General features: G+C 58.6%; 17 protein-coding genes. 10 read left to right on the top strand and 7 right to left on the bottom strand.

Annotated features, from left to right (window positions below; genetic code table 11):
- Positions 1 to 87: 87 nt before the first annotated feature.
- Together radA and HMPREF2796_RS09725 are read left to right on the top strand one after the other, a co-directional pair.
- Positions 88 to 1,467, top strand: a complete 1,380-nt coding sequence (gene radA, locus HMPREF2796_RS09730; RefSeq protein WP_070633225.1) for a DNA repair protein RadA — start codon at positions 88 to 90, stop codon at positions 1,465 to 1,467.
- Positions 1,468 to 1,578: 111 nt separating this feature from the next.
- A complete protein-coding gene (locus HMPREF2796_RS09725; protein ID WP_070633223.1) occupies positions 1,579 to 2,244 on the top strand; it encodes a hypothetical protein in 666 nt (221 codons plus the stop codon).
- A gap of 166 nt (positions 2,245 to 2,410) precedes the next feature.
- Here the strand turns inward: HMPREF2796_RS09725 and HMPREF2796_RS09720 are convergent, their stop codons facing one another.
- Positions 2,411 to 3,106, bottom strand: a complete 696-nt coding sequence (locus tag HMPREF2796_RS09720; RefSeq protein WP_003823203.1) for a Bax inhibitor-1 family protein — start codon at positions 3,104 to 3,106, stop codon at positions 2,411 to 2,413.
- A gap of 205 nt (positions 3,107 to 3,311) precedes the next feature.
- Between HMPREF2796_RS09720 and aroE the strand changes: the two genes are divergently transcribed.
- From aroE to gloA, 7 genes are all read left to right on the top strand, one after another.
- Positions 3,312 to 4,127, top strand: a complete 816-nt coding sequence (gene aroE, locus HMPREF2796_RS09715) for a shikimate dehydrogenase (RefSeq protein WP_070633221.1) — start codon at positions 3,312 to 3,314, stop codon at positions 4,125 to 4,127.
- A gap of 185 nt (positions 4,128 to 4,312) precedes the next feature.
- Positions 4,313 to 4,783 (top strand): preQ(1) synthase, encoded by a 471-nt coding sequence (gene queF, locus HMPREF2796_RS09710; RefSeq protein ID WP_070633219.1) that lies wholly within the window; start codon positions 4,313 to 4,315, stop codon positions 4,781 to 4,783.
- A gap of 21 nt (positions 4,784 to 4,804) precedes the next feature.
- Positions 4,805 to 5,065: a hypothetical protein gene (locus tag HMPREF2796_RS09705; protein WP_070633217.1), complete on the top strand. Its 261-nt coding sequence runs from the start codon at positions 4,805 to 4,807 to the stop codon at positions 5,063 to 5,065.
- Positions 5,066 to 5,120: 55 nt separating this feature from the next.
- On the top strand, positions 5,121 to 5,543 hold the full coding sequence (locus HMPREF2796_RS09700; protein WP_070633215.1) for a hypothetical protein: 423 nt from the start codon (positions 5,121 to 5,123) through the stop codon (positions 5,541 to 5,543).
- Positions 5,544 to 5,649: 106 nt separating this feature from the next.
- Entirely contained in the window at positions 5,650 to 6,369 is a 720-nt protein-coding gene (locus HMPREF2796_RS09695) for a 7-cyano-7-deazaguanine/7-aminomethyl-7-deazaguanine transporter (protein WP_070633213.1), read from the top strand.
- A gap of 211 nt (positions 6,370 to 6,580) precedes the next feature.
- Positions 6,581 to 7,258, top strand: a complete 678-nt coding sequence (locus HMPREF2796_RS09690; protein WP_070633211.1) for a M48 family metallopeptidase — start codon at positions 6,581 to 6,583, stop codon at positions 7,256 to 7,258.
- Between the two features lie 87 nt (positions 7,259 to 7,345).
- Positions 7,346 to 7,741: a lactoylglutathione lyase gene (gloA, locus tag HMPREF2796_RS09685; protein WP_070633209.1), complete on the top strand. Its 396-nt coding sequence runs from the start codon at positions 7,346 to 7,348 to the stop codon at positions 7,739 to 7,741.
- 75 nt (positions 7,742 to 7,816) lie between these two features.
- Here the strand turns inward: gloA and HMPREF2796_RS09680 are convergent, their stop codons facing one another.
- The 6 genes from HMPREF2796_RS09680 to HMPREF2796_RS09655 all read right to left on the bottom strand — a co-directional run bounded on the left by HMPREF2796_RS09680 (position 7,817) and on the right by HMPREF2796_RS09655 (position 12,412).
- A complete protein-coding gene (locus HMPREF2796_RS09680) occupies positions 7,817 to 8,527 on the bottom strand; it encodes a DUF6348 family protein (protein ID WP_070633207.1) in 711 nt (236 codons plus the stop codon).
- Positions 8,528 to 8,610: 83 nt separating this feature from the next.
- Complete coding sequence (locus HMPREF2796_RS09675) at positions 8,611 to 9,105, bottom strand: hypothetical protein (RefSeq protein ID WP_070633206.1); 495 nt, start codon at positions 9,103 to 9,105, stop codon at positions 8,611 to 8,613.
- 104 nt (positions 9,106 to 9,209) lie between these two features.
- Entirely contained in the window at positions 9,210 to 10,793 is a 1,584-nt protein-coding gene (purH, locus tag HMPREF2796_RS09670; RefSeq protein WP_070633203.1) for a bifunctional phosphoribosylaminoimidazolecarboxamide formyltransferase/IMP cyclohydrolase, read from the bottom strand.
- Positions 10,794 to 10,862: 69 nt separating this feature from the next.
- Complete coding sequence (locus HMPREF2796_RS09665) at positions 10,863 to 11,528, bottom strand: tetratricopeptide repeat protein (RefSeq protein WP_070633201.1); 666 nt, start codon at positions 11,526 to 11,528, stop codon at positions 10,863 to 10,865.
- Positions 11,519 to 12,211, bottom strand: coding sequence for a class I SAM-dependent methyltransferase (locus tag HMPREF2796_RS09660; RefSeq protein WP_070633199.1), 693 nt, complete (start codon positions 12,209 to 12,211; stop codon positions 11,519 to 11,521). The genes HMPREF2796_RS09665 and HMPREF2796_RS09660 overlap by 10 nt, the downstream gene beginning before the upstream one ends.
- Positions 12,212 to 12,226: 15 nt before the next feature.
- Complete coding sequence (locus HMPREF2796_RS09655; RefSeq protein ID WP_003823186.1) at positions 12,227 to 12,412, bottom strand: DUF3460 family protein; 186 nt, start codon at positions 12,410 to 12,412, stop codon at positions 12,227 to 12,229.
- 157 nt (positions 12,413 to 12,569) lie between these two features.
- Between HMPREF2796_RS09655 and pcnB the strand changes: the two genes are divergently transcribed.
- Positions 12,570 to 13,943, top strand: coding sequence for a polynucleotide adenylyltransferase PcnB (gene pcnB / locus HMPREF2796_RS09650; protein WP_070633197.1), 1,374 nt, complete (start codon positions 12,570 to 12,572; stop codon positions 13,941 to 13,943).
- Positions 13,944 to 14,029 lie beyond the last annotated feature (86 nt).

Here is a 14,029-nt window from a genome sequence, read left to right as displayed (position 1 = left end):
AAGTGTAAACAACGCGACGATTTCCTACACCTCATCCAATAGTTAAAAAGGCTACCTGAAAATAAAAGATACAAGGAAAACAATGCTATGGCCAAAGCCCCCAAAACCCTCTACACCTGCACCGAATGCGGCGGCACCGTGCCCAAGTGGCAGGGCAAATGCCCGCACTGCGGCGAGTGGAACACCTTGCAAGAAGGCATCGCCGCGCCCGAGCCGAAGAATGCCCGCTTCCAATCTTGGGCGGCGGACACCACGCAAGTGCAGGAACTCTCCAAAGTTACCGCCGCCGAAGTGCCGTGCGAGCCCACCGGCATGGGCGAACTCGACCGCGTGCTCGGCGGCGGGCTGGTGGACGGCGCGGTGATTTTGTTGGGCGGCGACCCCGGCATCGGCAAATCCACGCTGCTGCTGCAAACCGTTGCCCTGATGGCGAAAAAACGCAAAGTGCTGTATGTGTCGGGCGAGGAATCGGCGCAACAGGTCGCCCTGCGCGCGCAGCGTTTGGGGCTGGACGCGGACGGCGTGCATTTGCTGGCGGAAATCCGCTTGGAAGCGGTGCAGGCTGCTTTGAAACAGCACCAGCCCGCCGTGGTGGTCATCGACTCGATTCAGACCATGTATTCCGACCAGATTACCTCCGCGCCCGGTTCCGTGTCGCAGGTGCGCGAGTGCGCCGCCCAGTTCACGCGCATGGCCAAGCAGATGGGCATCGCTATGATTTTTGTCGGCCACGTCACCAAAGACGGCGCGATTGCCGGCCCGCGCGTGCTGGAACACATGGTGGACACGGTTTTGTATTTTGAAGGCGACCAACATTCCAACTACCGCATGATTCGCGCCATCAAAAACCGCTTCGGCGCGGCCAACGAGCTGGGCGTGTTCGCCATGCTGGAAAACGGCCTCAAAGGCGTGTCCAACCCCTCCGCCATCTTCCTCGCCAGCTACCGCGACGACGTGGCCGGCTCGTGCGTGCTGGTGACGCAGGAAGGCAGCCGCCCGCTGCTGGTGGAAATCCAAGCGCTGGTGGATGACGCGCACGGCTTCACGCCCAAACGGCTCACCGTCGGCCTCGAACAAAACCGTCTCGCCATGCTCTTGGCCGTGCTCAACCGCCACGCCGGCATCGCCTGTTTCGACCAAGACGTGTTCATCAACGCGGTGGGCGGCGTGAAAATCAGCGAGCCGGCAGCGGATTTGGCGGTGATTCTGGCGATGGTGTCCAGCTTCCGCAACAAGCCGCTGCCCGAAAAAATGGTGGCCTTCGGCGAAGTCGGCCTGAGCGGCGAAGTGCGCCCCGTGGCACGCGGGCAGGAGCGGCTGAAAGAGGCGGAAAAACTCGGCTTCAAACGCGCCATCGTGCCCAAAGCCAACCTGCCGCGCAGCAAAAAAGAATTCCCCGGCCTGGAAATCTTCGGCGTGGAACGGCTGGACGAGGCGGTGCGGTTGTGCAGGGATTTGGCGGATTAGGTTTCAGGTAGCCTGCAGTCGGTGAAAGGCTACCTGAAAGCGCCGCTTCAACGAAGTTAAAACGAATGTAGCAAGTTTCTATGCAACTAAAAACAGCCAGGCGAATTTGCCATGAACCAATCATCCGTCATTGAAAAACTGCATCGCGTATACACCGATTTCCTTGTCTGGAAAAGCGCCGAGTTCGGCAAGCAAGCCGAGCAGGACATTGGTGGCGAATGGGAATGTAACTATGCCGCCATGCCTGAAGTGTGGGCGGCGTGTTTTGATTTTGTGCAGCAAATCCCTGCGCACGCATGGCAGCCCGAACAGGCCCGGCAGCTGCTTTATCTTACCGCGCGCGACAACGAAAGCGAATACATCGCCGGAATGCTGCCCGAGCCAGCCTTGCTGCGGCTGTGCGAAACCTATCGGCAGCAGCCTGCGTATGATGCGGGCTGGCAGCTGGCCGTGCAGCTTCCGCGCCTCTCCAACCAAGCCGTTGCATGGCAATGGGCGGAATTTTTCTGCAACGACCCCGACGAATACACTTGCCGCCGCGCCCTGATGGTATCTGGCAGCATGCATGCGCCGCACACCGAACGCTATGCCGAACACTTTTGGCAGCGCGGCATCTACCGTGACGTTGCCGGCTGGGATGCGGATGAATACCAGAAAATTGCCGTGTTGCAGGCCTTGGCTGCTATGGGCTCGCCTTTGCTGCCGCAATATTTAAGCCTGGCTAGGCAAGATGGGCGGCGGTATTTGGTGCAGCAGGCGCAGGCTTTGGGCGGCTAGGCCGTTTTCAGTTTCATAGAAATACACAGTATTTTCCAGCAAGCGTAAGCTGAGTTGCCAAACCCAGCAAAACCATTGAATTTCTGATGCTGCCTGAACCGACCATTAGAAAAGGCTACCTGAAACTTTTCAGGTAGCCTTTTATTCAATCACTACTTACAGCGGTTTAGTCTTCGCCGGCAAATGCCAACAGCAGGCGCAGGAGGCCGGTGAAGATGTTGTAAATGGCAACAAACAGCGTCAACGCGGCGCTGATGTGGCTGTCTTCACCGCCTTCGATGATCACGCGTACCTGCCACATAATCAGCACGGAGCTCACGATCACAAACAGGGCGGATACGGTGAGTGAGAGCGCGGGAATGCTCAGGAAGAGGTTGGCTATCATAGCGATAAAGGCCACCACAAAGCCCACGGTAACGAAGCGGGCAATGCTGTTGGTTTGGAAGGTAGGCGATTTGGCCATAGCTGCCATGCTCAGGAACACGGCGGCAGTCATCACGGCGGCGATGCCAATGAGCTCGATGCCGTTGGAAAGCGCCAGGCTGTAGTTCAAAATCGGGCCGAGCGTGAAGCCCAGGCCGAAAGTGAGCACCATCAGCAGGGCCGCGCCCACATTGCTGTAACGGTTTTTCTCGATCAGGAAGCTCATGCCGTAGAAGAAGGCGAAGAAAATGCCCAGGGCAACCCAATAGTTGCCGGTGAAGCTGAACAGGCTCAGGCCGGTGGCCATGGCGACGAACGCGCCGGCAGCCGCCGGAAGGAACGAGAGCCCGAGCAGGCCGTAGGTTTTACGCAAAATGGTGCTTTGCGCGGAAACGCTGCTGCCCACGTCGGTGTAATCGTAAACATTGCGCGGTTGCATGTGGAAAAACTCCTCTTGATATCAAATAAAAAAGAAACGAATGCGGATTGTAGCAGCAAATACCCCGTTTGCAAAAAATTCAGCCGGCCGCTGCTGCTGCCTGTTTGGGCAGTTAAACAGCAAGATGGGGCAGCAGGGCAGGTTTGCAAGCGTTGCGGCATATATTTGGCTATAATTCAGCACTTTCTATTCTCTGCCGCACACCATGCCTGCTCCCCGCTATGCCGTTCTCGGCAACCCCGTGGCCCACAGCCGCTCGCCTGCCATCCACCAAATGTTTGCCGCCCAAGAAGGTACGGCGATCGAATATGAACGATTACTGGCCGAGCCGGGCTGCTTCGCCCAAGCTGCCGCCGCCTTTTTCGCTGCGGGCGGCATGGGCGCAAACGTAACCGTGCCGTTCAAAACCGATGCCTGTGCCTGGGCAGGCAGCCTGTCCGAACGCGCCCGTGCCGCCGGTGCGGCTAACACATTAATCAAACAAGCTAACGGCCGAATCCATGCCGATAATACCGACGGCCTCGGCTTAGTGGCCGATATTAGCCGCAACTTTCAGGTAGCCCCAGCGGGCAAACGCATCCTCATCATTGGCGCGGGTGGCGCAGCGCGCGGCGTGATTCTGCCTCTGCTCGAATGCGGCCCCGCCAGCCTCACCATTGCCAACCGCACCGCGGCCAAAGCGCAAGAATTGGCTGCGATTTTCGGCATTCGTGCTGCCGAGTTGGGCCAACTGCCTGCTGCCGGTTTCGATATTATTATCAACGCTACTTCCGGCAGCCTGAGCGGCCAAGTGCCTGCCATTGCCCCTGCCGTGTTTGCCCAATGCGAACTCGCCTACGACATGGCCTATGGCCACGAGCCCACCGCCTTTATGCGCTTCGCCGCCGAAGCAGGCGCAGGGCGCAGCGCCGATGGCTTGGGTATGCTGGTGGAGCAAGCCGCCGAATCCTACCGCCTCTGGCGCGGCTTTTCCCCAAAAACCGCCCCCGTACTCGCTGCCCTGCGCGCCGGAGAGATTTAGCGCAAACCTGCCAAAGGTTACCTGAAACTTTAGCTTGGCAAAAAATCAGCTTGGGCGCGCCCGAAATGTTGTTTTAACTTCATTGCAGCCACGCTTTCAGGTAGCCTAAAAATCCTTTATAATCCGCTCCTTTTTTCCAAACCGCGGTTCGCAACCCTCCCGCGTTACCAAAACTAAGGACTCCCATGCGCAACAAAGAAGAGCTCAGCGGCCTCTCCCTGCTGGGCAATACCGGCACGCAATATCCCTCAACCTACGCCCCGGAAATCCTCGAAGCGTTCGACAACAAACACCCCGGCAACGACTATTTCGTTAAATTCGTCTGCCCCGAATTCACCAGCCTGTGCCCGCTCACCGGCCAGCCAGATTTCGCCACCATCCTCATCCGCTATATCCCCGACATCAAAATGGTGGAAAGTAAATCGCTCAAGCTCTACCTCTTCAGCTTCCGCAACCACGGCGACTTTCACGAAGATTGCATCAACATCATCATGAAAGACCTCATCAAGCTGATGAACCCGAAATACATCGAAGTGTTCGGCGAATTCACCCCGCGCGGCGGCATCGCCATTCATCCGTTTGCCAACTATGGCCGCCTCGGCACGTCATTCGAGCAAATGGCGCGCGAGCGGCTGTTTAAGCACGATATGCAGTGAGCTGCAGGCTACCTGAAACCCATGCTGCTTGCTGAAATTAAAAACCGCGCCGCCTCTCTTCCCCCGCTGGATAACGCAGCACTGGCTGCCGAAGTTCAGCAGCTAAAACAGCACGGCGCGGCATGGCTGGCCTGTATTGCCTTCGTGCAAGCCAACCGCCGCATCAGCCTGAACGAAGCCAAACGGCTCGCCCTTTCCCTGCCGGTTTTCAGCAATGAAGACAAAGCCGCTTTTGAACAGGCCTGCCAAATCATGCAGGCAGAGTTTGAGCAGGAAACATAGCGGCAATATTTTCAGGTAGCCTCCACACCAGCCTCCTAAATTTATAGAAAACATCATGCCCCACACCCTTCCCACCCACTACGCCGGCCAGCCGCTGCCAGCGGAATACCTCGCCATGATTGGCCAAGCACGCGGCATTCGAGTGTACGAAACTGCTAATGGCGAAGACGTAGATTTCTACCCGCCTGCCCTGCTGTGCGAAACCGAGCGCAACAGCCTGCCATACTACGCCCGCCTCTCCGATCCCGAGTTCTACTTCAAAGCCACCGAAACCAGCAGCGATTGGCCGCAATTGTCGCTGGAAGAAATACAGCAGGGCTTCACCATCGGCAGCCACAACGAAGGCAGCCTGTTCCTCCTGCCCAACCAAGCCGTTTGGCTGATTTACAGCGATTTGTTCTACCGAAAAATTGCCGACCATTTCAGCCAATGGTTTGCCGGCCTCAGCTTTTCCTTTGAAGCAGGCGGCGAAGATTAAGTTCCGCTGCATTAACTAAAAGGTTACCTGAAACCCAGTTTCCAACCCCGCGCGGTTCGCAACCCTCCCGCGTAGATTTTTATCTAAACCAAAACTAAGGATCATTATGCAAAACTATCGCTTCACCCCCGCCCAACAGCAGCAAGCCCTCCGCTGGCTCATTTTTTTCCACATCCTGGTGATTGCCGCCAGCAACTATCTCGTGCAATTCCCCTTCAGCGTCACCCTGCCCAACGGCTTTGAAGTGCATTCCACCTGGGGCGCGCTCAGCTTTCCCTTCATCTTCCTCGCCACCGATTTAACCGTGCGCATCTTTGGCCAAAGCCTCGCCCGGCGCATTATCTTCTTCGTCATGTTCCCCGCCTTGCTCGTTTCTTATGCCTTTTCCGTGCTGTTTCAAGAAGGCGCCTGGACAGGCTGGGGCGCGCTTGCCGTGTTTGTGATGCCCGTGTTCCGCATCGCCCTGGCCAGCTTTGCCGCCTATGTTGTCGGCCAAATTCTCGATATTGTCGTATTCAACCGTCTGCGCCGGCTGAAATCATGGTGGATCGCCCCCGCCGCTTCCACCTTCGCCGGCAACGCCGTGGATACCGTGCTTTTCTTCTCCATCGCCTTCGCCGGCAGCAGCGATGCCTTTATGGCCGCCAACTGGCCGCACATCGCCTTTGTCGATTACCTGTTCAAACTCGTGATCGGCACGCTCTTCTTCCTGCCCGCCTACGGCCTCATCCTCAACATCCTCACCCGCAAGCTCACCACCTTGCATCAAACTGTTGCCGCCGAAGCCGTATCCGCCCAGCCGGAAGCCGCCGGTCAATCCAATTAAACTTTCAGGTAGCCTTTTGTTTTCTCAAAGGCTACCTGAAACATCAAACCGTAGGCCGGGCATTCATGCCAAACAATTGTTTCAGGCGCAAATATCAGGCATAAATCTGCCTGCCGGCAGCTGGTGTGGTTGCACCAGCATAAATATTTTCAGGTAGCCTAGGCTACCTGAAACCATATAAATCAAACCCCAAAGATTGCCTAAACCCGCTATGCCCCACCTCACCCACACCCTCGCCAACGGCCACACCATCCAGCTCCACCTTAGCCGCCGTGCCAAGAAAAACATCATCCTGCGGGCGCACAGCGCACACAGCCTGCGGCTCAGCATCCCGCCGCAGCTAAGCCTGCCCGAGTTGCGCCGCTGGCTGCAACATAATGAAACCGCCCTGCAGCAAATGCTCCGGCGTAGCCCCGCCCCAGCTACTGCCCCCAGCCACCTCTGGCTCTACGGCCAGCCGCACCAGCTGCAATCCCACACCCAAGCCGCCATCCAAATCCAGCCCGGCCGCATCCTCCTGCCCGCAGCCGAATGGACGCAGCAGCAAGCCCGCCTGCGCCTACACCTCCAGCCGCTGGCCGAAGCCTACCTCCTCCCCCGCCTCGCCGCACACGCCCAGCGCCTGCAGCTCATTCCCGAACACACCGCCCTCAGCCGCGCCAAAACCTTCTGGGGCGTATGCCGCCGCCGCAACATCCGCCTCAACTGGCGGCTTATCGGCGCACCCGAATACGTGGCCGACTACGTCTGCGTGCACGAACTCTGCCACCTGCGCCACCCTAATCACAGCCCCGCCTTTTGGGCAGCAGTCGAACAATACACCCCGCACCGAGCCGCTGCCGCTGCTTGGCTCAAACAGCATGGCCGCGAGTTGTTTCTGCTGGGCTGAACCAGTTTTCAGGTAGCCTGAAGCCCGCAGCCTGCCAGGAACCTGTTACAATCTGCCTCCCTAGCAAACACCTACCAAGGACAAACCATGCGAATCCTCCATACCATGCTGCGCGTTGGCAACCTTGACGCTTCTCTCGCCTTCTACCAAGAAGTGCTCGGCATGAAACTTCTGCGCCGCAAAGACTACCCCGAAGGCCGCTTCACCCTTGCCTTTGTCGGCTACGGCAGCGAAGATGAAACCGCCGTGCTCGAGCTCACCCACAACTGGGATACCGCAAGCTACGACCTCGGCAACGCCTACGGTCATATCGCCATCGAAGTGGAAGACGCCTATGCTACTTGCGATGCCGTGCGCGCCAAAGGCGGCAAAGTGGTGCGCGAAGCCGGCCCGATGAAACACGGCAATACCGTTATCGCCTTCGTGGAAGACCCAGACGGCTACAAAATCGAGTTCATCCAAAAACACGGCCGCGAAGATTAATACCATCGGCAAAAAGGCTACCTGAAAAATTTCAGGTAGCCTTTTGTTATGGAGAAAAAAATAGGGAGCTTATGCCTAGTTTTCATCCAAGGGTTTGAGCATGATACAGCGGCGCACGCTGTAATAGGCTTCCCGGCGCAGCCAGGGGAGCTGGGCAAGCTGTTGTTCTTCTTCGGCGGCATCGTCTTGGTTGTCGATCATAAATTCCACATTCATCGTTTTGTTGTCCGATTGGGCATAGAAGAAGCGGATTAAATGATATTGCGCTGTGAGGTTTTGATGGCAGATGATGGTTTGCAGCGTGTTTTCTAATGCCTCGGGAATGATGTTGCTGATTGTTTCTGCATTGCCGTCGTCGGTGTTTTCGCCCAGTTTTTTCGTTGTCCAGTCGCCCAAAATGGCTTGGAAACGGTTGCCGTTGCGGGCTGTCCAGATTTCGTGCGGGCAATGGTTTTCGCCGGGGTTGAATGCGTCCAGCAAAACGTGCAGACTGTTGGTGCAGAAGCTTTGCAGGTTGCGCGAGAGGGCTTCTTCCAGATTCTCGCCGATGTCGCCGCAGCATTCGTAGAGTTCGCGCCCGTCGGGCAGGGTGATGCCGACATCGAAACGGCTCACCACCGCGCCGTTGGCGTGTTCGCGCGGAAACGCCCAGGTTTCGAGCTGCACGGGCACGGCGAAATCGGGAAGGATTTTTTCCCCTTGCGTTTGGCAGGCATAGCCGTGGGCTTGCAGGATTTCGGCGAGGGCTTCGTTGAGGTTTAGGGTATCGAGTTCTTGAGGTTCCATGAGTCTGCTCTTGAGGCTACCTGAAAAATATGGTGGTTGATAGGGGCTATGTTGTTATCGATTCTAACAAAGTTTGGTGTAGCCTAGTGCTGGTTGGTCATTTCGCTGATACAGCGCCGTACGCTGCGTTTGAATGAAACCAAGCGGTGTCCTGGCGTGGCAGAATAGATGTCGTCGATCAGGCAGCGACCGTTTGGGCTGCATTGCAGCACGAATTGCACTTGGGTGGCCGAGAAATCGCCGGAAAACTGCTGGAATACGGCTTCGATTCGACCGTTGGCCAGTGGCCGGATGTTCAGCGTCCGGTTCAGGCTGGCTGAATCCCAATCCTGCCCGGCAATAATCGGGTCGTAATCGATGCAGCCGACTTCGTTCGGTGCAGTATGTTGTTTGTCTTCTTGATATACGGCTCGTAGATCGGCAGAAAAATGGCGTTCCGGATGTGCATGAATGGTATTGCCGTTTTGATAGGGTACATATAGGCCATGGATCAAGGCCAGTTTTTGTGGGCGGAAATTGTCTGCTCCGGCTGTTGTGGCGCAGGCAAGCAATAGGGTGGTCAAAATAGATTTTTGCATATTGCTTCTCTTAATAATTGTGGGCTGAAACAATGTTTCTTCATTATATCAGTTGTATAAAAGGCTACCTGAAACTTTCAGGTAGCCTTTATGCACAGCCAGAATCAATGCCTGAAATGCCGCACGCCCGTTACCACCATCGCGATACCGTGTTCGTCCGCCGCGTCGAAGACTTCCTGATCGCGCATCGAGCCTGCGGGGTGGATGATGGCTTTGATGCCTTGTTCGGCAATGACGTCCACGCCGTCGCGGAACGGGAAGAAGGCATCGGAGGCGGCGCATGCGCCGTTTAAGTCCAAACCTGCGTCCTGCGCTTTGCGGGCGGCGATGCGGGTGCTGTCCACGCGGCTCATTTGGCCTGCGCCGATGCCGTAGGTTTGACCGCCTTTGCCGAACACGATGGCGTTGGATTTGACGTATTTGGCAACGTTCCAGACGAACAGCAAATCGTTCCATTCCTGCTCGGTCGGCTGGCGTTTGGAGACGACTTTCAAATCGGCGCGGCTGATGCGGTGGATGTCGGGCGTTTGTACCAACAGCCCGCCGCCGACGCGCTTGAGTTCGAAGCGGTTCGCGCCTGCTTCTAGAGGTACTTCCAACACGCGCACGTTTTTCTTGGCGGCGGCGATTTCGAGGGCTTCGGCGGTAAACTTCGGCGCCATGAGGACTTCCATAAATTGGTTGTCGGTAATCTGTTGCACGGTTGCGCCGTCCACTTCGCGGTTGAAGGCGATGATGCCGCCGAACGCGCTGGTGGTGTCGGTGGCGTAGGCGAGTTTGTAGGCGGTCAATGTATCGGCTGCAACGGCGACGCCGCACGGATTGGCGTGTTTCACAATCACGCAGGCGGGTGCGTCGAAGGATTTGACTGCTTCCCATGCGGCATCGGCATCGGCGATGTTGTTGTAGGACAATTCTTTGCCTTGGAGCTGTTTGTAGGCGGAAAGGCTGCCTGCGGCGGGGTAAATATCGCGGTAGAAAGCGGCGCGCTGGTGCGGGTTTTCGCCGTAGCGCATGTCTTGCACTTTAATCCAGCTTTGATTGAACTGGCTGGGGAATTCGCCGATTTCGGGCGTGCCGCTCAAGACGTCGTCTGAAAGCGAGGTCAGGTAGTTGGAAATCATGCCGTCGTATTGGGCGGTGTGGCTGAACGCTTTGCGCGACAGGTTGAAGCGGGTTTTGTCGCTCAACGCGCCGCCGTTGGCTTCCATTTCGGCGGCGACGGCGGGAAAGTCGGCGGTGTCGGTAACGATGGCGACGTGTTTCCAGTTCTTTGCGGCGGAGCGCACCATGGTCGGGCCGCCGATGTCGATGTTTTCAATCGCGTCTTCCAGCGTGCAGCCGGGCTTGGCGATGGTGGCGGCGAAGGGGTAGAGGTTCACGCACACCAGGTCGATATTGCCGATGTCGTGCTCTTCCATGGTGGCAACGTGATCAAGCAAATCGCGCCGGCCGAGAATGCCGCCGTGGATTTTCGGGTGCAGCGTTTTCACGCGGCCGTCGAGCATTTCGGGGAAGCCGGTGTAGTCGGACACTTCGATGACGGGAATGCCCGCATCGGCCAAGAGCTTGGCCGTGCCGCCGGTGGAGAGGATGGCCACGCCGAACTTGTCGAGCGTGCGGGCAAATTCGACCGCGCCGGTTTTGTCGGACAGGCTGATCAGGGCGCGTTTGATTTTGGGGAGCATGTGGATTCCTTTGTAGGGTGGGATGATGGGGAGGAATGGGCTACCTGAAATTTCAGGTAGCCTCATTCATCAGCGGTTGTTCTGTATGCGCTGCCCGGCGCGGCGGGCGGCGGGGCTGTTGGGGTAGGTTTGCATCAGCTTGCGCCAGGTGGCGCGGGCGATGTCGCGCTGCTGCATGCCCCATTGGCAGTTGCCGACGCTGTAGAGGGCTTCGGCGGCTTTGGGGTTGGCGGCGAAGCGGGTGGCGAAGCGTTGGCCGGTGAGGATGACGGATTCGCAGTTGCGCAGTTTTTCGTGGCTCTGCATCAGCAGGAAGAGGGCGTTTTGCTCGGTGCGGCCGCCACTGCCGCTGCGTTCGGCGAAGCGCAGCTGCTGTAGGGCTTGGCTGTAGAGGCCGCTGCGGTAGAGTTGCAAGGCTTGCTGATAGGCTTGTTCTTGCGGGTTTTCCGCCGGAGTGGCGGCAGGCTCGGCGCTGCTGTGGCTGGTGCTGCGGCGGGAGGCGGCACGGGCGTCGAGGAGTTGGGCAAGCTGCTGCTGGCGTTGCTGCAGCTCGCTGACTTGGCTGCGCAGTTCGGCGACTTGCTGTTGCAGTTGGCCGATTTGTTGGTTGTGGGCGTTGAGCTCGGTTTCGATACGCTGCGGGGGCAGGGGGCTGCCGGCAGGGGGTGGAGATGCTGGGGGCAGGGCGGTGCAGGCAGCGAGGCCGCAGAGGGCGGCGGGGATGATTAGGCGCATGGGATTTCCTCGGGATGACGTTTGCGCAGCAGGGTGAGCCCGTCGCCCAAGGGCAGGGTGAGGGCGGCTACGCGGGAGTCGGTTTGCAGGGATTGGTTGAAGGCGCGGATGCGCTCGATGGATTCGGGTGCGGGTTCGGCATTTTCTTGATACACGCGGCCGCCGAGCAGGAGGTTGTCGATAGCGATGAGGCCGCCGGGGCGCAGCAGGGTGAGGCAGCGTTCGTAGTAGTGGGCGGTGGGCGGTTTGTCGGCGTCGATCAGGGCGAAATCGTAGCTGCCGCTGCGGCCTTGCTGGATGAGTTGGTCGAGTGTGATGAGGGCAGGCTGGAGGTGGAGCTCGATTTTGTGCTCCACGCCGGCTTCGCGCCAGAAGCGGCGCGCGGTGTTGGTGTAGGTGATGTTGATGTCGCAGGCGGTGAGGCGGCCGTTTTCGGGCAGGGCGAGGGCGACGGCGGTGCTGCTGTAGCCGGTGAACACGCCGATTTCGAGGCAGCGTTCGGCGCGGATGAGCTGCACGAGAAAGGCGAGGAGCTGGGCTTGCTCGGCGGCCAGGTGCATTTTGCCCATACGGTGCTGCGCGGTGGTTTGGCGCAGGCGTTGCAACACTTCTGCTTCGGGCGGATTGATGCTTTTCAGGTAGCCTGCAAGGCCGGGGGGCAGATGGTCGGTGGCTGCGGTCATGGCGCGGCGCGGGATTTAGTAGGAATAGTAGGTGTAGGGTTTTTTGGCGACTTTGCCGGCGGCGAAATCGGCCTGCTCTTCGGGGTTGAGCTCGACATCCCACAACAGGCCGCGGTTTTGGAGGCGGCGTTCTTGCTCTTCGGGGTGTTCTTCGATGTATTTTTGCAGGAACTGGGTGGCGTCGGATTGGTAGTTATACATGGTGTGTTTTCCTGTGGTGCGGGGTAGCGGCGATTATAACGGAAAGCGCTTGGTTTGGCAGCCGTTGCGGCGAAAGGTTATACTGCGCACTTTATCTGAAACACGCGCCTGCGCGCACACCGCAGGCTACCTGAAAAACAAGAAGAGAATACACCCTATGCTGACTAGATGGCTGCGCAAGATCCTGCCGGGCAAACCTGAAGCCGCAGCAACGCATTCACACAAACAAGTGCTGCCGCAAAACGAACACAACATCATGCCGGATGGGATCAGCTATGCGGCGGAAAAGGTGGTGTCGCGGCTGCAGCAGGCCGGGTTTGAGGCTTATGTGGTGGGCGGCGCGGTGCGCGATTTGCTCTTGGGCGTCGAGCCGAAAGATTTCGACGTGGCCACCAACGCCCGCCCCGAAGAAGTGCGCAAAGTATTCCGCCGCAGCCGCATCATCGGCCGCCGCTTTCAGATTGTGCACGTGATGGTGGGGCCGGAAACGATTGAAGTCACCACCTTCCGCGGCGGCAGCCGCCCCGCGCGGCAAAACGAACACGGCCGCATCATGCAAGACAACAGCTACGGCAGCATGGAGCAAGACGCCGCCCGCCGCGATTTCACCTGCAACGCCCTGTATTACAACCCCGCGCGCGGGGAAATCACCGATTTCCACCACGGCGTGGCCGACATCCGCGCCAAACGCCTGGTGATGATTGGCGACGCCCGCGCGCGCTATCAGGAAGACCCGGTGCGCATGCTGCGCGCCGCCCGGCTTTCCGGCAAACTTGGTTTTCAGGTAGCCCCCGACACCGCCGCACCGATTGCCGAATGCCTGCACCTGTTGCCCAAAGAACCGCTGGCGCGCCTGTTCGACGAAGTGATGAAACTCCTGTTTTCCGGCGCGGCCATCGATTGCCTCAAACAGATGCAGGCCTTGGGCATGGACGGCCAAAGTGTGCATCCCCTGCTTGCCTGCGCCTTGGAAAGGCTACCTGAAAACCAAGGGCGCGGCATCGTGGCGCTTACCCTCAACAGTACCGACAGCCGCCTGCGCGCCGACCAAGGCGTATCGGTGGGTTTTGTGCTGGCCGCCGTATTGTGGCCGCAGGTACGCGAGGCCTGGCAGCGCGCTCAGAATAGCGGGCTCAGAACCATGCCCGCGCTCAGCGCCGCTGTGGCCGAAACCCGCGCTAATATGGAAAAAGGCTGGGGCGTGCCACACCGCTTCACCGCCTCGATGCGCGAAATCTGGCAGCTCCAGCCCCAATTTGAATACCGGCGCGGCGCCCGCCCCTTCCGCCTGCTCGCCCAGCCCCACTTCCGCGCCGCCTACGATTTCCTGCTGCTGCGCGCCCGCGCCGGCGAAGTGGAGCAGGGCATCGCCGACTGGTGGACAGCGTTCCAAGACGCCGACGAAGAACAGCGCAAACAGATGATTCAAGCCGCCGAACAACGCCCCGACAGCAGCGATGCCCCAGCCAAAAAACGCCGCCGCCGGCGCAAGAAAAAAACAGGCGCGGCAGATAAGGGCGCGGCTGAATAGGCGGCATTGGGTTGAAGCAGACGTAAGCCGGATTCCCAAATCCGAAACCTTATTCAAAGGCTACCTGAAAATCCCGCCGACTCCGT

It is taken from the genome of Eikenella sp. HMSC071B05 (assembly GCF_001811325.1).
Taxonomy (GTDB): Bacteria; Pseudomonadota; Gammaproteobacteria; order Burkholderiales; family Neisseriaceae; genus Eikenella; species Eikenella corrodens.
Note: the sequence above shows the minus strand (reverse complement) of the source record. Positions and strands in the feature narration are given on the sequence as shown.